We start from the raw sequence: 19,480 nt of genomic DNA on the forward strand, positions 1-19,480 counted from the left end.
TGGGAGGCTATTCGGCTTCCGTCGGCGCTGCGCCGGGCTCTGATCCCTCGAGGCCGGTGATGCCGTGGACCAGTGCGTCGCCGGTGTCTGCATCGAAGAGGTGGATCTTCGAGCGGTCTAACACGACGTCGACGTCTTGGCCTGCTTCGATCTCCGTGTCGGGGGTGACACTCATTAGCAACTGGTTCGGCGACGTGGCGGGGTCTTCTTCCATCGACCCTTCCACGTCCTCGGCCAGCAGCAGGTAGACGAACACCTCGTCACCCATGGGCTCGAGCACGTCAGTCTTGGCGTCGATCGGATCGGTCGGCGCGGCAAGCGAGTCGGCATACCGAGTCAGATGGACGTCTTCCGGCCGGATACCCAGCGTGACAGTGTCGCCGACCGATACCCCCGGCAGCCGCGTGGCATCCAAGTCGACGGTGAAGTTGCTCGTCTCGAGGCCGCCGTCGACGACCTCACCGTCGGAGAAATTCATCGAGGGTGAGCCGATAAAGCCGGCGACGAACCGGTTCGTCGGTTCGTTGTAACAGACCAGCGGCGGGGCGATCTGCTGGAGTTTCCCGTCGTTCAAGACGGCGATCCGGTTCGACATCGTCATCGCCTCGGCCTGGTCGTGGGTGACATAGATGACCGTCGCGTCCAGTTCCCGGTGGAGTCGCTGGAGCTCCGTGCGCATGTGGACCCGCAGCTTCGCGTCTAAGTTCGCCAGCGGTTCGTCCATCAGGAACACGTCCGGGTTGCGGACGATCGCGCGGGCGATGCCGACCCGCTGTTGCTGGCCACCGGACATATCCGCCGGCATCCGGTCTAACATTCCCTCGAGCTGGACGATATCGGCAGCCTGCTCGACGCGACGCCGGACCTCCTCGTCGTCGTACTTTCGCAGTCGGAGCCCGAAGGAGATGTTCTCGTAGACGTCCATGTGCGGGAACAGCGCGATGTTCTGGAAGACCATCGCGACACCCCGGTCCTTCGGAGCGAGGTCGGTGACGTCGTCGTCGCCGATGTACACCCGACCTTCCGTGGGCTGGGTCAGCCCCGCGACCGTCTCCATCGTCGTCGACTTCCCACAGCCGGAGGGGCCGACGAAGGTGACGAACTCACCGTCTTCGACCTCGAGGCTGATATCGTCGACTGCCGTTTCTTCTCCGTACCGTTTCGTGATGTTCTCGAGTCGTACTCGTGCCATTGTCTTGTCTTACTCCTTGAGTGCGCCTGCAGTCAGTCCGCTCACGATCTTTTCCTGTGCGATCACTACGAGAATCGCGACGGGGATCACCCCGAGGATGCTCGCAGCAGCCATGAGGTTGTACAACACCTGATACTGCCCCTGATAGGCGAGGATGCCGTCGAGGATCGGCGCCCAGTTCTGGGGCTGGCCGTCGGTCATCAGGAACGAGAAGAAGAACTCGTTGTAGACGGCGATGAACGTCAACACGCCCGCAGTCGCGACACCGGGTGCCGACAGCGGGATGATGACTCTGAAGAGCGCGCCCAGCCGGGTCGTCCCCTCGACGCGGGCCGCGTCCTCTAACCCGTCCGGGATCTGCGAGTAGAACGTCGTGAGGATGAAGATCGCCAGCGGCATGAAGATCGCCGACAGCGGGGTCACGATGGCGAACGGCGTGTTGTAGAGGGTACCGTCGCCGGTGATCGGCTCGAGGATCGCGAACGACGTGTTGAAGAGGTCGTTTAGCGGGATGAAGAAGGCCGCTGGCGGGAAAAACGAGATCACCAGCACCAGTAGCATCAACGGCGTCCGACCGGGGAACTCGAGACGGCCGAAGGCATACCCCGCGAGGCTGGCGATGACGAGGACGACGACTGTCGATGCAAGTGCGATCACGAAGCTATTGAACATGTAGATGTGGAAGGGGATGACCTCGAAGACCTCGACGAATGCACCCGGATTGAAGCCGTTGGGTGTAAAGACGATGTCCTGCAGTTGCCCTTCCGGCGTCAGCGCGACCATGAGCAGCCAGTAGAACGGGAATAGTGTGGTAAACAGGAAGAAGATCGCCGCGACGTAGAACATCGCCCGGTAGACCCGTTCGGGATGGGAGATGGAGTCCGCGACCCACTGCTGGAGTGGGCCGCGGTCGAGTTCCGCGTCGCGGTCGTCCTCGAGGACGGTCCCGCCGTCAGGGCGATGCAGTGTCGGGTCGCGCTCGCTGTTGTCGGTCGACTCGGTCACGGTCGTGGAGTCAGTGTCGTCTGTTGGATCGGTCATCAGTACATCCCTCCTTCGGTATCACGGAAGAGCAGTACGTACACGCCGATGATCAGGCCGATCACCAACGCCGTCGCGAAGGCCACTGCGGCGGCCGTCGCGTAGATGCGCGTCCCGCCGAACATCGCCTCGACGACGAGACAGCTCAGCGACGGCACGGTCGTACAGCCGGCCGTCGACTCGATTAGTCCGAAGACCCGCATCGCGTCCATCGTCCGGAACAGCATCGCGACGAGAAGTGCGGGCATGACGAGCGGTAGCGTGATCATCTTGAACCGCTGCCACGGTGACGCACCGGCCACGCGTGCGACATCGTACAGGTTCCGGTCGACGCTCTGGAGCCCCGCAAGGATCAGCAAGGCCATAAACGCCGACGACTTCCAGATGTCGGCCACCAGAATGATGATGAAGGCATCCCGGCTGTTGGCCAGCGGCGTCGCACTGAAGAGCCCCAGACTCTGCATGAGGTCGGAGCCGAACCCGACCGTCGGCTGGAACAGCAGGAAGAAGATCATCCCCTGGATGACGATCGGCACCGCCCACGGGAGGATGATCGCCACGCGGACCCAGCGCCGCCCCGTGAACTCCTGATCGAGCACGTAGGCTTGCCCGAACCCGATCACCGTCTCGACGACGACGCTGATGACCGCGAACGCGAGCGTGACGAACAGCGCCTGCTGGAAGAACGGGGTACCGAGCTCGATAAAGGGGAACGACGACGTCAGCCCCACGTCGAGGAACTGCCGGGCGAGCCGTGCGTTCCCGGCGAGGATGTCGACGTAGTTCTCGATGCCGACGAAGCCACCGAGCGGGTCCAGTCCCCGCGTCTGGTTTGCGCGAAGCGACATGAGGAACGTCCGCACCATCGGATAGAACGCGATCAGCGTCAGCAGCGCAAAGGCCGGCAACAACAACAGGTACGCGTAGGCCGCCTCGCTCAGGCCTTCCATCCAGTTGATGACTGCATTGCCCGTCCGCTCACGATCCGGTCTCCGTTCGGATTCTCCGCCGATCAATCCGTCCGTATCAGTTGCCATTTGCTTGTACCTCCGCTTCGCTCTGCTCGAGTTCGTTCGCGAGATCGTTCATCGCCACTTCGGGCGCTTGTACGCCGCGATAGGCCGCGTTGATCCCCTGATAGATCAGCGCCGACTGTTCCGGCCAGAGGTCGGTCGCCGGCCGTGGGATCGCGTTCTCGCTGGCCGACTGGACCACGTCGGCGTAGCGAGCGACGGGACCAACGTCGCTCTGATCGGCTTCCGCGACCAGCTCGAGGTTCGGCGGGAGAAAGCCGCCGAGCTCGAAGACGCTGAGCATGACCGTATCGGTGGCGAACGCCTCGAGGACTTGCAGCGCCTCCTCCTGGCGGTTCGAAAACGGACTCACCGCGAGGTTCCAGCCGCCAAGTGCCGCGGTAGTTCCGCCGGTTCCCTCGTACTCGGCTTCCTCCTGGGAGACCGCATACGGCCTCGTCATGACTCCGAGGTCCTCACCGAAGGCGTCTTCCGTCCCTGTCTCCGCGATTGCGTACGACCAGTTGCGGTTCGAGACGGCTTCGCCGTTCGAGAACGGATTGAGTGACTCTTGTTCCGTCCACTGGACGATCGCCGACGGACAGATCTGAGGGTAGCCATCGAGGGTGTTGTCCTCCTCTCCCTCGATGAACGAGCGCATCATCCGGATCGCGTCGATGGTCGACTGCTCGTTGACGCTGATCGGTCGCTCCCCGGCGGTAAACAGGTTCTCGGTCCCACCGTAGTACGCCCCGCCCCACGAGGTCATTACCTCGTTAAACGTACAGCAGGACAGTCCCTCGTAGGCGGCCGCCTGCGTCGTGTACCCGTAGTTGAGGTCGGCCTGGTCCCTCGCGTCGCGCACCGCCGCCGAAAACTCCTCCCAACTCGGTGGATCGGTTCCCCAGCTGCCCGTGTTGTAGCCGGCGTCCTCGATGAGGTCCTGACGGTACAGGGTAAAGCCGAGGTCCGGAAACAGCGGTAGGGCGTGGAGGTCGCCGTTCTGGGGATCACGCGCCGTCTCGAGGATCGCTTCGAGGTAACTATCATTCACGTACTGAAGCGTCTCGTCCGTGAACTGTTCGCTCAAATTGACAGTCTGGTTCCGAAGGATGAAGGGAACTGTCCAGCCGCTGTCCATCATGTGGATGTCGGGTGGAGAACGTCCCGCCTCGAGCGCCGACTGGGTGGTCTGCATCCGCGATGCGGAATCGCTCACGACGGTCTGGATCTCGACGCGGATGTCCTGGTCGAGGCCAGCGTCCCAGAGCGCCTGCTGGATCGACGGCCCGTCGCCGTCACTGTGCATGATCCCCGCGACGTCCGAGGCGGCGGTCATCACCACCGTTCCCGGCTGGCGACCACGTCCGAGACAACCGGTGACGGCGATGGCGCCGGCCGCAGTCGCTCCTGACGCAGCCTTCAGAAACGACCGCCGCTCGAGGCGCGACCGGTCGCGTCCGCCGGCAGTATCGCGTCCCATGACCAGTAATCAGTCCACGGCCCCGAACTTAGTTGTTGGTTATAAATATTGTAATAAAGCATGACTGTCGAGTCGTCGTGCCGGTTCCGACGAACCGGTCAACGCCCACGCCAGCGCCGGACGAGTACATTCCTGCTCGACAGTGATATTGGACGTTCTAATCGCTCATTGTCGTTCGGCGGTCGGCAGGTGCCAGCAGACGACGGATATATCACCAAAGCAAGGAGGTATGGGCCGCTTCTCTGACACCAGTGACGCTCGAGTGCCCCCACGACCGAGTACGTGTGATCGTGGGAGTCCTGTCACTCGTGTCGATCGACCGGCCCCATACGGACTCCTGTCAGTCAGTGCCGACGCACCCACATGACGAGTTGCGGATACGCCGAGCCACAGTGACAGCAGCCCGTATCAGGCGTCCTCGAGCGTCGGCGGCTCGGTCCGACCGATGTGGATCTCGTGGGCCTCGACGTCCTCGAGGGCAGCGACACGGCCGCCGACGGAGACCTCCTCGCCCTCCTCGGTTTCGATCGTGAGGCTGGCGACTTCCTCGCTGATCTCGAAGGAGATATCGAGAATGCGGCCGCGGACGATCCGTTGACCGCCGACTTCGACGTCGCGGCCGTCGATGGTCGCGTAGAACTCGCCGCCCTCGTCCATGAGGTCTTTAACGCACCGGCGGATCGAGGCGTATTTGCGAGGATAGGTACGGGCGGTGTCGTCCTCGCCGAGCGTTCGTTCGGCGGTCGTCCAGAGGACGGTCCCGAAGAAGCCAGAGATGAGGAAGCCAAGCGCCGACCGGTTGAAGATGACGCCGTAGCGGTCCTGATCGTCGCGCAGGGCGTCCTGGGTCGCGTACATCGAGTAGTTGCCGTCGGCGACGGCGACGACCGGCGTCGTGATCCCGCGTCGAGCGCGTGCGGTCGATGCGACCGCGCCGTAATCGAACTCGTCCGGATCGGGGGCCTCGCTCGCCGGCGTCACGATCAGGTCGACGCTCACGCCGGCCTCGACCGCATCACGCAGGTCCGCTTCGAACCGGGTCAGCAGGTCCGGCGTCAGCGACAGTGCAAGTTCGAACTCGGCGCTGTCGATGACCTCCTCCAAATAGCGCAGGATCGTCGACCGCGATTTGACCAGCGAGACGGCCTCCGTATCTCTGGCCGGCGCGGTGTAGCGGGCCTCGAGTTCGGTGATCATCTGCTCGAATGAGGTCTGGACATCGTCGAAGGCCTCCGCGGGATCGATCGCGACGACCTTCATCGGGCGGGACTCGCGCAGTTCGACCAGGCCGCGGTCGCTCAGGCTGCGAACGGTATCGTACACGCGGGGCTGGGGGATCTCCGTCCGGTCTGCGATCTCGCTTGCAGTGAGCTGTCCCTGCTCCAAGACGGTGAGATAGGCGTCGATTTCGTACTCGCCGAGATTAAACCGGTCGCCGACGCGTTCGACCGTCGAGCGAAGTTCGTCTGGTGCCATACCCAACCCTACGACACCAATGACTAAATGATTTATTATACATCGAGTAGCACGCGTTTTCGAAATCGGGTTGTTCCGAGACCGGTCGCTCGGAGAGAGGGTCAGAACGCTTAACCACAGCGGGCCTGAGTATGTTGGCATGCGCGGGGTCCTTCAGGCCAACGAAGGTACCGCCGAGAATTCGGTAGCCAGGGTGATCCAAGACCTCCTCCCGGGAACGGTTCCCCTGGACGTGATCGAGATCGTCCTCGCACTCGTCGTGCTCGCCGCCGGCTGGTACCTCTCGAAGGTCATCGTTCGCCTCGCCGGCCGGACGGTCGCACGCCGGATCAAACGACCGAGCGTCACACGATCGGTTCTCAGCGGCGTGAGAGCCATTGCCCTCATCTGGACCGTGGCCATCGCTGCCCGCATCCTCGGCGTCGGCAATACACAGATCCTCCTGTCCGTGACCGTCATCTCGGCCGTGATCGCGGTCGTCCTCGCCCCCGTGGTCGGCAGTCTAATCAACGGGTTCTACGTGTTGGCCGACCGCCCCTACGAGATCGGCGACATGATCGAGGTGACCGACGTTGGCCACCGTGGGTTCGTCGAGGACATCACGATCCGGTACACGAAGATCTTCACTCTCCAGAACACCTTTATCGTCATTCCCAACTCCGCGATCTACGAACGTGACGTCATCAACTACTCCGCGGAAGACGAGCGCACGCGGGTTTCGCTGACGCTCGATATCACCTACGAGAGCGACCTCGAGGCGGCACGGCAAGCCGCCGAGCGGGCTGCTCGGGCCGTCGACGACGTCATTTCCGGCGGGCCTGACATTCGAATCGGTAGCGCCCGGTACGCCGCGGCCCCGAACTGCGTGATCGATGAGTACGGAGATCACGGGATCGCCCTCGAACTCTACTTCTGGATGAAACATCCATACAAACAGCCGATCATCCGGTCGGCGGTCCAGGAGGAGATCGGTGAGCGATTCGCGGACCTCGACGTCGAGTTCGCCTACCCCCGCCGCCACCACGTCTTCGACGAGACCAGCGGCGTCGCCCGGTTGGCCGTCGACGAATCGGGCTTCCAACGGTCGCCGACCGACTCGGCCGTCGAGCCGAGCGAGAGTCCCGCGGATCCGGCGGACCAGTGATCGCCCCGGCTGCTGTGCGAGCCGATCCAGCGTTCGTCCGGCCGGGTCGCTCCCACCGACTCGTAGTGTGGGTGTAATTTATACTGGGTCCGACCCAATTCCAAACTCGACCGACAGATGTACGACGATATTTTGATTCCCACGGACGGAAGCGACACGATTTCCGAGACGCTCACTCACGGACTCCCGATCGCCGCCGACAACGACGCGACGGTTCACGCGTTGTACGTCGTCGACAGCCGCATCACCGCTGCCGCCGACGACGAGACCAGTGCAGACCTCGAACGCTCGCTGCAGGACGAAGGGCAGGCGGCCGTCGCCGAGGTCGAGGAGCGAGCGGTCGACGAGGGCCTCGAGACCGTCAGTGACGTTCGACAGGGAACGCCGTCGAAGACGATCCTTCAGTACGCCGACGAGCAGGATATCGATCTGATCGTCATCGGAACGCGGGGCAAGAGTCCACGCGAGAAGGTTACCTCGCTGGGCAGTGTGTCCGAACGAGTCGTCGACAACGCCTCGGTTCCGGTGTTCGTCGTCCGGAACGCGGGCGAACACGAGTAAGTCGGGAGACTGTGACAATAGCCGGGAAACAGAGACAGCAGCCCGTATCAGGCGCGTGCGCTTTCGACCGTGATCACCTCACAGTCGAGGTGGCTCCGCAGATACCGGTCGATGTCCGGGTTGTCGGTGAATCGCTGGAAGATCCGCCGGAGTCGACTTGCCTGTTTGGAGCCGATCACGACGACGTCGGCGCCCTCCGCAGCGACCTCGTCGAGGATACTCTCCTCGACGAGAAAGCCGGTTCGGACGACGTATCGGGCCCGATCGATCCGACCGAACGCCTTCTCGACGGCGTTTTTCAGATCGACCCGCGTCACCTTCTTTCCGTTCTGATAGAGATTAACGTGGAGAACCGTCAACGCTGCATCTCGCGTGCGGGCGATTTCGATCGCCCGCTCGAGCGTTCGCCGCGAGTGCTTTGACAAGGGATATCGAACAGGAACGACGACCAGCGACATTAGCCAATCGGACGATTTCCGGGCGGGTAAACCTTTCAGTACGGACTGTCCTTATTGAGGACTTATCACATGCGGTAGGCTGTAGCACGCGCCTTCAGTCGAATACGAGTCAGCGTCCCGACTGACGACCATACCGATTGCGGGGCTGTCGTGCGATCAGTGTGTCAACCGTTTCAGTTGTCTCTATGGTTATAGTTACTGTCGTGTGTCCGCTCATCCACAACGGAAAGACAGTCATTTATCGCAAGCGACGCTACAGCAGGGCATGCAAACCTGGTCGACCGACGACGGCGATACCGTCTACATCTCGGAGACGGAGGGCGACAGGGGATCGAAGGGACCGTTCCTCGTCGCCTACGAGTCCAGCGACGCCGAGCGCCGCTATGGCTGGTTCTGTACGAACTGTGAGTCACTCGACACCGCGATGGATGCGATGGGCCGAATCAAGTGCAACCAGTGTGGGAACTTCCGCAAGCCGACCGAGTGGGACGCCGCTCACGAGTAACAGCCGTCTCCGTCGCTCTCGCGGCTGTCGTTCGTCCCATACGCGTTTCGTCGCCGATCCCGAACCTGCTGCGCCGATCCATAACACCTGATTACTACCCTCGACGCCCGCAACTGCTATACAGACGAGCGAAAACACCACGAGTCGATTCGAAGACGCGCAGTGAAACAGCGGATTATTGTCACGTACTAACATTTATGAGGGACGGCCCCATAGATGGTATCGAATGGGTCCTGTTAACATGCGACTCGTCGAGCAGGCCAGGTCGATCTTCGCAGAGTTGGGTTACACCGTCGAAGGCAACGGCCCCGAATTCCGCGCCGAGCGTGCGTGGAAAGTCGTCCACGTAAACACCGTTCTCGAGACAGGGGAGCTTCCGTCCGCATCGTCGGGACAGTTCCACTGTTTCGTCGCCGAACCAGAGGATGCCGACGACCTCGAGACACGGCTCGAACGGACGAACCCGAACTACGAGTGGGCCATCATCGTCGTCGACGGGGAAGACTATCAGGTCGAACGAGCGCCTCCAGGGCCCCGCGTATCGGCGTAGAAACGGCAGAATACCGCAGTTGCGAACCGCCCTATTCTTTCAGCGCACGTCGCGTCGCAGTTACGGCTGTGCCCGGCTCGACGTCTGCGCCCATCGACTCCAAGACGTCACCCAGCGCCGTCACGACGTAGATCACGTTCTCGGGACGTGCGGAGTGGCCCATACAGCCGATCCGGAAGATCTCGCCGGCGAGATCGCCCAGTCCACCCGCGATTTCGAGGTCGTACTGCTCGAGTAAGGCATCACAGACTGCGCCGTCGTCGATGCCTTCGGGGACGCGGACGGCGTTGAGACTCGGCAACCAGTACTCGTCTGGGGCGTTCATCTCGAGGCCCATCGCCTCGACGCCGGCTTTCAGCGCGCCGGCGAGCCGTTCGTGACGGGCCCATCGCTGTTCGATACCCTCCTCGGCGACGAGCCGCAGGGCCTCCCGGATCGCGTAGACGTTCGTGATCGGCGCGGTGTGGTGGTAGGAACGTTCGTCGCCCCAGTAGCCCTCGAGCAGGGAGAGATCGAGGTACCACGAGCGGGGGTCTTCGTCGCGCGAAAGGACTTTGTCCATCGCCTCGTCCGAGAGGGTCAGCGGGCTGGCTCCAGGCGGGCAGGAGAGACACTTCTGTGGGCCCGAGTAGGCCACGTCGATGTCCCACTCGTCGACGCGCAGTTCGACGCCGCCCAGCGAGGTGACGGTGTCGGCGATCACCAGCGCGTCGTGGTCGTGGGCTGCAGCCGTCAGTTCGGGGACGTTGGGCTGAAGCACGCCCGTACTCGTCTCGGCGTGGACGAACCCGAAGATATCGGGGTCGTGCTCGGCTAATGCGTCCGCGACGACGTCGGGCTCGAGGGGTTCGCCCCACGGCGCGTCGACTTCGACGACCTCGCCGCCGGCTCGCTGGGCCATTGTGGCCATTCGGCCGCCGAAGTAGCCGTTCGTCGGGACGAGCATCGTATCGCCGGGCTCGACGACGTTGCCGATCGCGGCTTCCATCGCGGCCGAGCCGGTCCCCGAGACCGGGATCGTCCACTGGTTGTCCGTCCGGAAGGTATAGCGCAACAGTTCCTGGACCTCGTTCATGATCTCGATGAACGAGGGATCGAGATGGCCCACAAGAGGAGTGCTCATCGCCCGCAGCACACGCGGGTTGACATCGCTCGGGCCGGGCCCCATCAGGGTCCGATCCGGTGGAGTGAGTTCACCAACGGTTGGCGCGCGATCCATGTCGGTCGACGGTTGCTGAGCCATGGGCGTGTGCTCGCGTGCTACTTGCAAAGGCCTACCGACATCGCCGAACGATAGCTACCGTTTGGACACCGACGGCCGTGTGCTCGGTTCCGTCGACCTCTACCGCCGATTTCCGTCCGCAGACGATGCGTGCTGGCTATTGACACAGCGGCGAGTCGCTTAAGCCGACCCGCCACATACCCGATATATCATGTTCGTCGGGCACGCTCTGCTTGCGTTCGCCGTCGCGGCGCTGGTCGCGGACTGGCGGGGCTGGGACCGCCGGCCGGCCCTGCTCGTCGGCGTCATCGCGGGCGCCTTCGCCGCGATCCCGGATATCGACGTCGCGTACGCGCTCGTCGGCCTCCTCGAGTGGCAGGCCCTCGGTGGCGAGCTCGGAGCGCCGGCAGCCTTCTGGGGCGCGAGCCGGGTCATCCACCGGTCGGTCACCCACTCGTTGGTCGTCGGGGCGGTCGCCGCGCCGGCGTTCGGGCTGCTCGCCGTCCGCGGGCGCTCGGCGCGCTCGCGCGCCAGCCACATCGCCGGGCTCGGTGCCCTCGTGGCCCTCGTCGCGGTCGCGCTCGTCTGGGACGGCCCCCTCGCCGCGTTCGTGATGGTGCTGTTCGCGGCCAGCGGTGTCCTCGTCTCCCGTGGAGTCGCACGGCTATCGACGCTGGCACCGACGACGGTGGCCCTTGCCGCACTCTGGGGACTCTGGTCGCACCCGTGGGGCGATCTGGTCACTGGAGCGCCCCCTGACTGGCTATTCCCGCTCGGCTCGCCGGGCCTCGAGTCACGCGTTGCCCTCCATCCGGACCCGACGCTACACCTGCTCGGTGCGTTCGCGATCGAACTCGCGACGATCGCGCTCGCGGCTGCCGTAATCTGCCGGCTCACCGACCGATCGATCCTCGCGTTCGTCGACCGTCGGGCCACCGTCGGCGCTGCCTACGGCGTCGCTGCGCTCGCCGTGACGCCGCCGACGCTCGAGGTCTCCTATCATTTCGTCTTCTCGATCCTCGGCGTCGGCCTCCTCTGTGGCGTCGTCCAGGATACCTACTGGCGTCCCTTCGGTGCGCGCGATCGGTGGCGTCCGTCCGTCGACGCGGTCTTCGAGACCGGACTCACGACGGTGGCAGCCGTCGCCGTCGCGTTGGCCGCGTATGCGGCCGTCTACCTACTCGTCGTCCCAGCATGATCGCCTCGATCGCCGTTGCGCCGGGCCACCGCATGACGACTACGTTTTTGTGAGAACGGTCAGTACGATTCAGTGTGTCTCAGGCTTCACTCGAAGAACTGATCGTCGACGGCCGGACCAACGCGGTTCTCTCGTGGCTCTTGGTCGCTGCGATCGCGCTCATCGGTCTCGGTGAGTTCGTGACCGGTGGCACCCTCTGGGCGACGTTTACGGTGGCGCTCGTCGCGCTCGCACTGCTGCCGCCGATCACCGTCCGGTCGTGGGAGGCGATGATTCCCTGGGAGGTGCTCTTGCTCGCGGCGCTGCCCGTCCTCGGACTGGCGCTTGGCTCCGACCGGCTGACGGGCCACGTCGCCTCGTACCTCTCGGTCGCCGCGATCGCCCTCGTTTTCGCCGTCGAACTGCAGACGTTTACGACCGTGCGGATGACCTCGAGTTTCGCGGTTATTTTCGTCGCCGTCACGACGATGGCCGCCGCCGCCCTCTGGGCGCTCTTTCGGTGGAGTACCGCCGGACTCCTCGGCGTCCCGTTCCCCACCGACCACGACGCTGTGATGTGGGAGTTCGTCTATTCCACGATCACGGGGCTCGGTGCCGGTATCGTCTTCGAACTGTATTTCCGGCGGCTTGGCCGCCACGAGCAGTGTCATCCACCCGATGAGACGTCCATCGCGGAGGGGAACAATGCGTAACCTCGCCAGGTTACTGCCATCCCGGGAGCGCCAGCGCCAGCTCACCTACCTCATGGAACTCGGGCTGGTCGGCATGCTGTTCGTCGGCATCGATCGGGGCAACGGCGGCATCGTAATCAACACCGGCGTGGCGCTGGCCGTAACGCAACTCCCGCCGATCCTCGAGCGCGACTACGAGATTCCGATGGACCCGCGGCTCACGCTCTGGATCACTACCGCCGTCTTCCTCCACGCCTTCGGCACTGTCGGACTCCCCGGCGCCACCAGGACGCTCTACAGTCAGGTCTGGTGGTGGGATCACATGACCCACGCGCTATCGGCGTCGCTGGTTGCTGGCGTCGGCTATGCGACCGTCCGCGCGCTCCACGAACACGCCGACGGGATCCACTTCCCCCGGCGGTTCGTCGCCGTCTTCATCCTGCTTTTCGTCCTCGCGTTCGGCGTCCTCTGGGAGGTCCTCGAGTTCGCTATTGCGCTGTCGGCCGACGCGTTCGGTATCGACGCCGTGCTCACGCAGTACGGCCTCAACGACACGATGTTGGATTTCGTCTTCAATTCGATCGGCGGTCTGATCGTCGCGCTGTGGGGTGGTGCCTACCTCACCGATGTCTCCGGCGCGATCCGTGAGCGCCTCGAGGCGCGAACTGAGTAGTACTCCCACGGCCCGGAAACGACGTGCAGTTTTACGTCGGGTTACGGTGTAGAAACGGGGGCGATGGTATTCAAAAAGATCACACTCATCGGAACCAGCCCCGAAAGCTTCGACGCCGCGGCCGACGACGCCATCGACCGCGCAGAAGAAACCCTCCAGAACGTCCACTGGATCGAAGTCGACGAACTCGGCGTCGAGATCGCAAGCGCCGACGACCGGGAGTACCAGGCCGAAGTCACCGTCGCGTTCGAACTCGAGGAGTAACGCGACGGCCGTCGAGTCGATGCGAGGAGTCGATCGGCCACTCGCCGGTCGCTGCTTTTTCGAGCAGTCGGGTCCGAGACGAGGGAAAAGCTGTGTCGTGCGTTCTCGAGGTGATGGGGCTGCGTCGGTCGATGGCGAAGGGAGCGGTTACGTGCGGAACGACTCGCCACAACCGCACTCGCTGACGACGTTCGGATTGTCGACGTGGAACCCTTCGGCCTGCAGCCCGCTCTCGTAGTCGAGGACGCTGCCCTCGATATATTTCAGGCTCGCCGGATCGACGAACACGCGCAGGTCGTGGTGTTCGTAGATCGTGTCGTCCTCGTCCGGTGCGTCGTCAAATCGCATGCCGTAGGAGAGACCGGCACAGCCGCCCTGCTGGACGAACAGCCGGAGGCCCGCCTCCGAGGTGTCGAGGCCCTCGCCCTCGAGCAGCGAGAGGGCCTGCTCGGCCGCGTCTTCGGTGACGTCGATCTTCGGGCGCGCGTCAGCTTCCCCGCCGTCCATACTGTCCGTGCTCATACCACTCCATTCCGGCGCAACGATGTTAACTGTGACGCCCTCCGAAGCCGGACGTGCTAGCCGAACCTGGTTACGATATCCCGTACCCGCGGTCGTCCTCGGTGTGCTCCGTGGTCTAGCAACTCGAGCGTTGCCGAAGCAACTGATAACAGGTCCCGAACTGCTGGCGATCGTTTCGCGACAGCTCGATCTCGTGTTCGGCCAGCAACTCGAGCATCCGTTCGAGCTCGCAGTCGTACCACATCGAGAGGAGCCGCACGTTCTTCTGTGCGTAATCGTAGTTGCGCTCGAGGACGCGCCCGTCCGTCGGATCGACACGCGGTTCCATCTCACTGGCTACTCCGTGTTCCAGCTACGTAAAACCGATATGCGGTTCCGTAACCTGTTTCCAACCGAGCAATCGCGTCTTCCCTTCGCTAGTCGTCAGACTGTTCGTCCAGCCGGAGCCGGACGCTCGCGGCGTGGGCCTCGAGCCCTTCCGCGTCGGCGAGGGTCGTGATCGTCTCGCCCAGCCCGGCCAGTCCCTCGCTCGAGAGTCGCTGGACCGTCGTCGACCGGAGGAACGTCTCGACCGAGAGGCCGCCGGTTACGCGCGCCCCGCCGTTCGTCGGCAGGACGTGATTGGTGCCGCTGGCGTAGTCGCCGGCCGCGACAGGCGTGTTTGGACCGAGGAAGACGCTGCCCGCACTGTCGATCCGTTCCAGGATCGACTCGTCGTCGTCGGCAATGATCGCGAGGTGTTCGGGGGCGTACGCCTCCGTAAAGAGGATCGCCTCGCTCATCGATCGCGCGTGGAGGACGCCACTCGCGTCGTTTGTGAGCGCTTGGCGGATGATGTCATCACGGTCGCGGTCGTCGACCTGTTCGTCGACGGCCGCAGCGACGGCGTCGGCGGTCGCCTCGTCGTCCGTGACGGCTACGACCGAGGCGTTCGGGTCGTGTTCGGCCTGGGCGACGAGCTCTGCGGCAACGAGGTCCGGGTCCGCACTCTCGTCGGCGACGACGACCACTTCGCTCGGGCCCGCGAGGAAGTCGATCTCGACGTCGCCTCGGACCTCGGCTTTGGCCGCAGTCACCCACTTGTTGCCGGGGCCGACGATCTTCTGAGCGCTTGTGATCGTCTCCGTTCCGTAGGCCAGCCCTGCGATCGCTTGCGCGCCGCCGACGCTGTAGACCGCGTCCGCGCCCGCGATGTGAATCGCCGCCAGCGTCACCGGGTTCAGCTCGTCGGCTGGCGGCGTCACCACCGACACGTGGTCGACGCCAGCGACGACCGCCGGCACGATCCCCATGATCGCACTCGAGGGGTAGGCCGCCGACCCGCCGGGCACGTAGACGCCGACGCGCTCGAGCGAGCGAAAGCGCCGCCCGAGCGTCCGCCCCTCGCCGAACTCCTGTCGCCAGTCTTCGGGCAGCTGGGCGGTGTGGAACTCGCGGACGTTCGCCACGGCCGTCTCGATCGCGTCCCGAATCTCGTCGTCGACTTCGGTGGCGGCCCGCTCACACTCGTCGGTAATATCTATGTTGCCGACCTCGACGCCGTCGAACTCGCTCGTGAACTCGCGGACGGCGACGTCACCTTCGGTACGGACCCGGTCGACGATGTCGCGGACGTCTCCCCTGACCGCATCGATGCCGGCGTCGCGCTCGAAGAAGGCAGCGCGGTCGTCCGGTCCGAGATCGGAAATCGCCTGCACGTCGATTGTCATGCCCCGGACTTGGCGCGGCGGTCGAAAAACGGTTTCCTTCCGTTCATGCATCGCCGTTTTCGATCGTCCAGAGACCCACGAAGTCGAGAGTTGCCCTGACGAAGAGATAGACGAGCAGCCCGAACCCGACGATCGCCAGTGGTGCCTGGATGAGATCCGCGGTTTCCACGCCGAGGACGATCCGGCTCAGCCCACGGATGACGAAACTCACGATCACGAGCGCGAATCCGACGAGCGAGAACTTGACGAATCCCGACTGGTCCATAGCAAGCGGTACGACTGGGCTCGCTAAATGATATCGGTTGGTCCCGTGGCGATGCGACGATCGTCGGGCCGTCATCGGACGTCAGCGCTGGCAGCACGGCTGATCGCATAGACTGCCACCGAGCCGAAGACGAGTGCGAGGGCGACGAGGACGACCAGCGCCGGCACGAGCGTGTCCCACACGCCGCCAAAGCGGGTGACTTCGATCACCGTCATCGTATCCTCGCCGAGCATCACCGCGCGGGCCGCGTCGACGCCGTACGTGATCGGATTGAACGTCGCGATCGTCTGAATCCACGCCGGGAGTGCCGCCAATGGGAGAAAGGCACTCGAGACAAACAGCAAGGGTAACTGAAGCAGGTTCGCGCCGATGATCGTCGATTCCTCGTCGCGAGTTACCACGGCGAGCACGTTCGAGAACGCGGTGAACCAGACCGAGAACAGGACGCAGATGCCCGCGATCGCGACGGCCCCGACCAGTCCGGTGGCGATCTCGGCACCGAGCAACACGCCCAGTCCGAGCACGATCGTGACCTGAACGACGATGCGGACTACCTCGGCGAGCGTCTTTCCAAGGAAGATTGCCGTTCGGTTCATCGGACTGACCAGGGTCTTCTCGAACATGCCGTTCTCGATGTCGTTGACCAGCCCGATCCCCGACGTCGCCGCAGCCACCAGCGCGACCTGGATCACGATCGCCGGCACGAGATACGTCTCGTAGGTGATCCCCTCGAGCGCACTCGTCGCGACGCCGCCGAATACCTGCGTGAACAGCACCAGGAAAATGATCGGCTGGACGAGCGAGACGACGAGCACGAACGGGTTCCGCACTGACTTGATCGTCCACCGGACGAACGTGACCCACACGTCGCTCGCGAAGCTCCCGCCATGACGGCTGACGCTCGGTGTGCTCATCGGTCTACCCCGGTCTCTGTCCCGTCATCGTCGCTCGAGTCGTGTCCGCCGTCACCGATCGTTCCTGGTGTCGTGACATCGGCCGGCGGTGACTCGCTTCCGTGTTCCGAGTCGTCTCCGTTCCGATCGTCGGTCACTGCGAGGAACACGTCGTCGAGCGTCGGTGCTCGAACGTCGAACCCCAGTACGCCGACATCGGCGTCACGAAGGGCGACCAGCAAGTCGGTCCCACGCGTTCGCGCGTCGCGCGCCGTCACGGCCAGTCCCTCTTCTGTCGGCTCGATCGTCGCGCCCGGTTCGAACACTCCCTCCTCGCGGGCGATCGTGACAGCGCGGTCGCTCGCAGTGGGATCGGCCAGTTCGACGGCGAGAATCTCGCCGCCGACGCGTCGTTTCAGCGCCTCGGGTGTCCCCTCCGCAACGACCGAGCCGTTCTGAATGACCGACAGCCGATCACACAGCTGGTCGGCCTCCTCGAGATACTGGGTCGTCAGGAAGACGGTCGTCCCCTCGTCGTTGATCCGTCGGAAGTACTCCCAGAGCCGGTTTCGTGCGGCCGGATCGAGCCCGGTCGTCGGTTCGTCGAGGAACACCAGCGGCGGCCGATGGACCAACGCGGTCGCCGCGTCCAGCCGCTTTTTCATCCCGCCGGAGAAGTCGTCGGCGACCTTATTCGCGACGTCGGTCAACTCGACGAGCTCGAGCAACTCGTCGATCCGATCGGCCCGCTTCGCTCGCGGCACGCCGTATGCATCACACGAAAACCGGAGGTTTTCTCGAGCCGTCAACTCCGGGTCGATGCTCGTCTCCTGCGCCATGTACCCGACCGTTGCGCGCACGCTCCGGGGTTCTGCGATGGTGTCGAATCCGTTGACCGTCACCGAGCCATCGGTCGGCCGCAACAGCGTCACCAGCGTCTTGATCAGCGTCGTCTTCCCTGCGCCGTTCGGTCCAAGGAAGCCGAAAAACTCCCCCGTCTCCACGAGGAGATCGACACCGCGAACCGCTTCGGTTCCGTCCGCGTATGTCACCGCCACGTCGCGGGCCTCGATAGCGTAGTCGGTCACAGTCGTTCTAGGACGACCACGGGGATATACCTGTGAGTTCGAAATCACTTATAGTGTCAGTCTTCGATGGCTCAACACGTGGCTACGACTGAACGCTGGGAACACCGTGTGACGGACGCCGTTCGCGCCGTGCTCGACGGTTGCCGGCCGACGTTCCGACAGTCACCCGCGACACCCGATCGGCCTGGATATCGTCGGTTATCTCCGTCACGGTGTACGTGATCCGTAATCCGGTATTACCGCTCACAACACGTCACCGACAGCGACGTGGACCACTGCGATCCAGGCGCACGCCCTGTCACTTCGAGGGCGAAAAAGCGCTGCATAACTATTCATCACCCACGACACCACCGTCCTATGTGGCCGTGGGAACACGCGATCGTGGCCTATCTCGCCTACTCGCTATGCTGTCGCGTCGTCTTTCGTGACTCTCCGACCGGGCTCGAGGCGTTCGCAGTCGTGTTCGCCTCAGTCCTCCCGGATCTGATCGACAAGCCACTCGCCTGGGAACTGGGCGTATTCGACAGCGGCTACGCTATCGGTCACTCGATCTTTTTCGCGGTGCCACTGGCGATAGTTGTCGGCACGATCGCACACGCGGCCACGCGCCCACGCGCCGGACTCGCGTTCGGGCTCGGCTACCTGTCCCATCCGCTCGCGGACATCGTCGACTCCGTGTTCCGGCAAGGCGTCTTCCACGTCGAACTCATGCTCTGGCCGATCGCATCGGTCGAGGGCCGACCACCTGGGCCGGGCGTTATCGAGGGATTCCTCTACTTCTTCGGCCGCTACTGGAACGCTGTGCTCGCCGGCGACCTCTCGACGTATCTGTTGCTCCAGTTCGGACTCGCCGGCGTGGCACTGGTCGTGTGGCTCGCCGACGGCGCGCCGGTCCTCCGTGAGACACTCTCTGCTGGACTCCGCGTCGCTCGAGCGTTTCTCAGCCACGTCTCCGGCTCCTCGCGGTCGAATCAGCCCGGCCGCCGATAGATCTCGTTTACTGTCGTGGTTCGACTCGCACTGCTCGAGGCGTCACGTCTTGTGACTGTCCAACGTCGTGCAGTGATCGCTCGAGACGACGGCCTTATATATACACCCGGTACTCGATATGAATGCGAACGACGTGGCCCACGCCACGTTCCCTCCGGCCGGTTCCCGGCACGGAGGTAGGATTGCACCCCCACTCACGGGACGTCGCCGATTCACGTCGGTAGTTGTCCCCCTGTATTGGATCACCGGCTGTGCCGCGATCGGTTTCCGATCGTGACGATCCGGTGTCCTTATATATGACTGGGCGTTCAGTTGCGATCGCACACACCCGCGCCGGTCTGCGATTTCCGGCGTGGGGGCGATCCGACGCCCTTATATGTCTCAGGGTGGTTGGGTGTAAACGCGAAGAACGCGTGATCGACGGGCCGTTCAACTCGGTCCGTCATCTCGTCTCGGACGGTTCGGGTCCGAAGGGGTTATGTACCCCTGATGGCCTACGGATACGTCCGAAGGAAATGAGGATTCCACCCCTGCGGTCCGCCGTACAGATGGGATCTGATGT

The 19,480-nt window shown here is 63.8% G+C and carries 22 protein-coding genes; 9 read left to right on the plus strand and 13 right to left on the minus strand.

Annotated elements, in window-relative coordinates; all coding sequences use genetic code 11:
• Positions 1-7: 7 nt before the first annotated feature.
• The 5 genes from ACFR99_RS15550 to trmB form a co-directional block, all read right to left on the minus strand.
• Complete coding sequence (locus ACFR99_RS15550; protein WP_390289051.1) at positions 8-1,192, minus strand: ABC transporter ATP-binding protein; 1,185 nt, start codon at positions 1,190-1,192, stop codon at positions 8-10.
• Between the two features lie 9 nt (positions 1,193-1,201).
• On the minus strand, positions 1,202-2,233 hold the full coding sequence (locus ACFR99_RS15555; protein ID WP_390289054.1) for a carbohydrate ABC transporter permease: 1,032 nt from the start codon (positions 2,231-2,233) through the stop codon (positions 1,202-1,204).
• On the minus strand, positions 2,233-3,270 hold the full coding sequence (locus ACFR99_RS15560) for a carbohydrate ABC transporter permease (protein WP_390289057.1): 1,038 nt from the start codon (positions 3,268-3,270) through the stop codon (positions 2,233-2,235). The genes ACFR99_RS15555 and ACFR99_RS15560 overlap by 1 nt, the downstream gene beginning before the upstream one ends.
• Entirely contained in the window at positions 3,260-4,729 is a 1,470-nt protein-coding gene (locus ACFR99_RS15565) for an extracellular solute-binding protein (protein ID WP_390289060.1), read from the minus strand. The genes ACFR99_RS15560 and ACFR99_RS15565 overlap by 11 nt, the downstream gene beginning before the upstream one ends.
• 408 nt (positions 4,730-5,137) lie before the next feature.
• The gene (trmB, locus tag ACFR99_RS15570; RefSeq protein WP_390289063.1) at positions 5,138-6,205 is read right to left on the minus strand and encodes an HTH-type sugar sensing transcriptional regulator TrmB; all 1,068 of its coding nucleotides are present in this window, start codon (positions 6,203-6,205) and stop codon (positions 5,138-5,140) included.
• Positions 6,206-6,344: 139 nt separating this feature from the next.
• Here trmB and ACFR99_RS15575 point away from each other — a divergent pair, with 139 nt between their 5' ends.
• Positions 6,345-7,349, plus strand: a complete 1,005-nt coding sequence (locus ACFR99_RS15575; protein WP_390289066.1) for a mechanosensitive ion channel family protein — start codon at positions 6,345-6,347, stop codon at positions 7,347-7,349.
• 117 nt (positions 7,350-7,466) lie between these two features.
• A complete protein-coding gene (locus ACFR99_RS15580; RefSeq protein ID WP_390289069.1) occupies positions 7,467-7,910 on the plus strand; it encodes a universal stress protein in 444 nt (147 codons plus the stop codon).
• A 47-nt stretch (positions 7,911-7,957) separates the two neighbouring features.
• Here the strand turns inward: ACFR99_RS15580 and ACFR99_RS15585 are convergent, their stop codons facing one another.
• On the minus strand, positions 7,958-8,368 hold the full coding sequence (locus tag ACFR99_RS15585) for a universal stress protein (protein ID WP_390289072.1): 411 nt from the start codon (positions 8,366-8,368) through the stop codon (positions 7,958-7,960).
• A gap of 265 nt (positions 8,369-8,633) precedes the next feature.
• Between ACFR99_RS15585 and ACFR99_RS15590 the strand changes: the two genes are divergently transcribed.
• Both ACFR99_RS15590 and ACFR99_RS15595 read left to right on the plus strand, forming a co-directional pair.
• Positions 8,634-8,873, plus strand: a complete 240-nt coding sequence (locus ACFR99_RS15590; RefSeq protein WP_390289075.1) for a DUF5816 domain-containing protein — start codon at positions 8,634-8,636, stop codon at positions 8,871-8,873.
• 241 nt (positions 8,874-9,114) lie between these two features.
• Positions 9,115-9,423, plus strand: a complete 309-nt coding sequence (locus ACFR99_RS15595) for a DUF7116 family protein (RefSeq protein ID WP_390289133.1) — start codon at positions 9,115-9,117, stop codon at positions 9,421-9,423.
• A 31-nt stretch (positions 9,424-9,454) separates the two neighbouring features.
• On the opposite strand, the gene ACFR99_RS15600 is transcribed toward ACFR99_RS15595, so the two are convergent.
• A complete protein-coding gene (locus ACFR99_RS15600; protein WP_390289077.1) occupies positions 9,455-10,666 on the minus strand; it encodes a pyridoxal-phosphate-dependent aminotransferase family protein in 1,212 nt (403 codons plus the stop codon).
• A gap of 190 nt (positions 10,667-10,856) precedes the next feature.
• Between ACFR99_RS15600 and ACFR99_RS15605 the strand changes: the two genes are divergently transcribed.
• The 4 genes from ACFR99_RS15605 (at position 10,857) to ACFR99_RS15620 (ending at position 13,451) form a co-directional block, all read left to right on the plus strand.
• On the plus strand, positions 10,857-11,843 hold the full coding sequence (locus ACFR99_RS15605) for a metal-dependent hydrolase (RefSeq protein ID WP_390289080.1): 987 nt from the start codon (positions 10,857-10,859) through the stop codon (positions 11,841-11,843).
• Between the two features lie 74 nt (positions 11,844-11,917).
• The gene (locus tag ACFR99_RS15610) at positions 11,918-12,535 is read left to right on the plus strand and encodes a hypothetical protein (RefSeq protein ID WP_390289082.1); all 618 of its coding nucleotides are present in this window, start codon (positions 11,918-11,920) and stop codon (positions 12,533-12,535) included.
• Positions 12,528-13,187, plus strand: a complete 660-nt coding sequence (locus tag ACFR99_RS15615) for a DUF2238 domain-containing protein (RefSeq protein ID WP_390289086.1) — start codon at positions 12,528-12,530, stop codon at positions 13,185-13,187. The genes ACFR99_RS15610 and ACFR99_RS15615 overlap by 8 nt, the downstream gene beginning before the upstream one ends.
• Before the next feature lie 63 nt (positions 13,188-13,250).
• Positions 13,251-13,451, plus strand: a complete 201-nt coding sequence (locus ACFR99_RS15620; protein WP_008014475.1) for a dodecin — start codon at positions 13,251-13,253, stop codon at positions 13,449-13,451.
• Positions 13,452-13,598: 147 nt separating this feature from the next.
• Here the strand turns inward: ACFR99_RS15620 and ACFR99_RS15625 are convergent, their stop codons facing one another.
• From ACFR99_RS15625 to ACFR99_RS15650, 6 genes are all read right to left on the minus strand, one after another.
• Positions 13,599-13,973: a HesB/IscA family protein gene (locus tag ACFR99_RS15625; RefSeq protein ID WP_390289089.1), complete on the minus strand. Its 375-nt coding sequence runs from the start codon at positions 13,971-13,973 to the stop codon at positions 13,599-13,601.
• Between the two features lie 115 nt (positions 13,974-14,088).
• A complete protein-coding gene (locus ACFR99_RS15630; RefSeq protein ID WP_390289092.1) occupies positions 14,089-14,301 on the minus strand; it encodes a hypothetical protein in 213 nt (70 codons plus the stop codon).
• A gap of 88 nt (positions 14,302-14,389) precedes the next feature.
• Entirely contained in the window at positions 14,390-15,682 is a 1,293-nt protein-coding gene (gene hisD, locus ACFR99_RS15635) for a histidinol dehydrogenase (RefSeq protein WP_390289095.1), read from the minus strand.
• Between the two features lie 43 nt (positions 15,683-15,725).
• Positions 15,726-15,947, minus strand: coding sequence for a hypothetical protein (locus tag ACFR99_RS15640; RefSeq protein ID WP_390289098.1), 222 nt, complete (start codon positions 15,945-15,947; stop codon positions 15,726-15,728).
• 71 nt (positions 15,948-16,018) lie between these two features.
• A complete protein-coding gene (locus ACFR99_RS15645; RefSeq protein ID WP_390289101.1) occupies positions 16,019-16,861 on the minus strand; it encodes an ABC transporter permease in 843 nt (280 codons plus the stop codon).
• Positions 16,858-17,928 (minus strand): ABC transporter ATP-binding protein, encoded by a 1,071-nt coding sequence (locus ACFR99_RS15650; RefSeq protein WP_390289104.1) that lies wholly within the window; start codon positions 17,926-17,928, stop codon positions 16,858-16,860. Before ACFR99_RS15650 ends, ACFR99_RS15645 begins: the two co-directional genes overlap by 4 nt.
• A gap of 357 nt (positions 17,929-18,285) precedes the next feature.
• On the opposite strand from ACFR99_RS15650, the gene ACFR99_RS15655 reads away from it, so the two are divergent.
• Positions 18,286-18,918 carry a metal-dependent hydrolase gene (locus ACFR99_RS15655; RefSeq protein WP_390289107.1) on the plus strand — a complete coding sequence of 211 codons (633 nt, stop codon included), beginning with the start codon at positions 18,286-18,288 and terminating at the stop codon, positions 18,916-18,918.
• Positions 18,919-19,480: the final 562 nt, after the last annotated feature.

Source organism: Haloarchaeobius amylolyticus, from assembly GCF_042678045.1.
GTDB classification, from domain to species: Archaea; Halobacteriota; Halobacteria; order Halobacteriales; family Natrialbaceae; genus Natrinema; species Natrinema amylolyticus_A.

Coding starts and splice junctions, on each gene's coding strand:
- ACFR99_RS15550 (WP_390289051.1), bottom strand. CDS start 1,192: ATGGCACGAGTACGACTCGAGAACATCACGAAACGGTACGGAGAAGAA.
- ACFR99_RS15555 (WP_390289054.1), bottom strand. CDS start 2,233: ATGACCGATCCAACAGACGACACTGACTCCACGACCGTGACCGAGTCG.
- ACFR99_RS15560 (WP_390289057.1), bottom strand. CDS start 3,270: ATGGCAACTGATACGGACGGATTGATCGGCGGAGAATCCGAACGGAGA.
- ACFR99_RS15565 (WP_390289060.1), bottom strand. CDS start 4,729: ATGGGACGCGATACTGCCGGCGGACGCGACCGGTCGCGCCTCGAGCGG.
- trmB (WP_390289063.1), bottom strand. CDS start 6,205: ATGGCACCAGACGAACTTCGCTCGACGGTCGAACGCGTCGGCGACCGG.
- ACFR99_RS15575 (WP_390289066.1), top strand. CDS start 6,345: ATGCGCGGGGTCCTTCAGGCCAACGAAGGTACCGCCGAGAATTCGGTA.
- ACFR99_RS15580 (WP_390289069.1), top strand. CDS start 7,467: ATGTACGACGATATTTTGATTCCCACGGACGGAAGCGACACGATTTCC.
- ACFR99_RS15585 (WP_390289072.1), bottom strand. CDS start 8,368: ATGTCGCTGGTCGTCGTTCCTGTTCGATATCCCTTGTCAAAGCACTCG.
- ACFR99_RS15590 (WP_390289075.1), top strand. CDS start 8,634: ATGCAAACCTGGTCGACCGACGACGGCGATACCGTCTACATCTCGGAG.
- ACFR99_RS15595 (WP_390289133.1), top strand. CDS start 9,115: ATGCGACTCGTCGAGCAGGCCAGGTCGATCTTCGCAGAGTTGGGTTAC.
- ACFR99_RS15600 (WP_390289077.1), bottom strand. CDS start 10,666: ATGGCTCAGCAACCGTCGACCGACATGGATCGCGCGCCAACCGTTGGT.
- ACFR99_RS15605 (WP_390289080.1), top strand. CDS start 10,857: ATGTTCGTCGGGCACGCTCTGCTTGCGTTCGCCGTCGCGGCGCTGGTC.
- ACFR99_RS15615 (WP_390289086.1), top strand. CDS start 12,528: ATGCGTAACCTCGCCAGGTTACTGCCATCCCGGGAGCGCCAGCGCCAG.
- ACFR99_RS15620 (WP_008014475.1), top strand. CDS start 13,251: ATGGTATTCAAAAAGATCACACTCATCGGAACCAGCCCCGAAAGCTTC.
- ACFR99_RS15625 (WP_390289089.1), bottom strand. CDS start 13,973: ATGAGCACGGACAGTATGGACGGCGGGGAAGCTGACGCGCGCCCGAAG.
- ACFR99_RS15630 (WP_390289092.1), bottom strand. CDS start 14,301: ATGGAACCGCGTGTCGATCCGACGGACGGGCGCGTCCTCGAGCGCAAC.
- hisD (WP_390289095.1), bottom strand. CDS start 15,682: ATGACAATCGACGTGCAGGCGATTTCCGATCTCGGACCGGACGACCGC.
- ACFR99_RS15640 (WP_390289098.1), bottom strand. CDS start 15,947: ATGGACCAGTCGGGATTCGTCAAGTTCTCGCTCGTCGGATTCGCGCTC.
- ACFR99_RS15645 (WP_390289101.1), bottom strand. CDS start 16,861: ATGAGCACACCGAGCGTCAGCCGTCATGGCGGGAGCTTCGCGAGCGAC.
- ACFR99_RS15655 (WP_390289107.1), top strand. CDS start 18,286: ATGTGGCCGTGGGAACACGCGATCGTGGCCTATCTCGCCTACTCGCTA.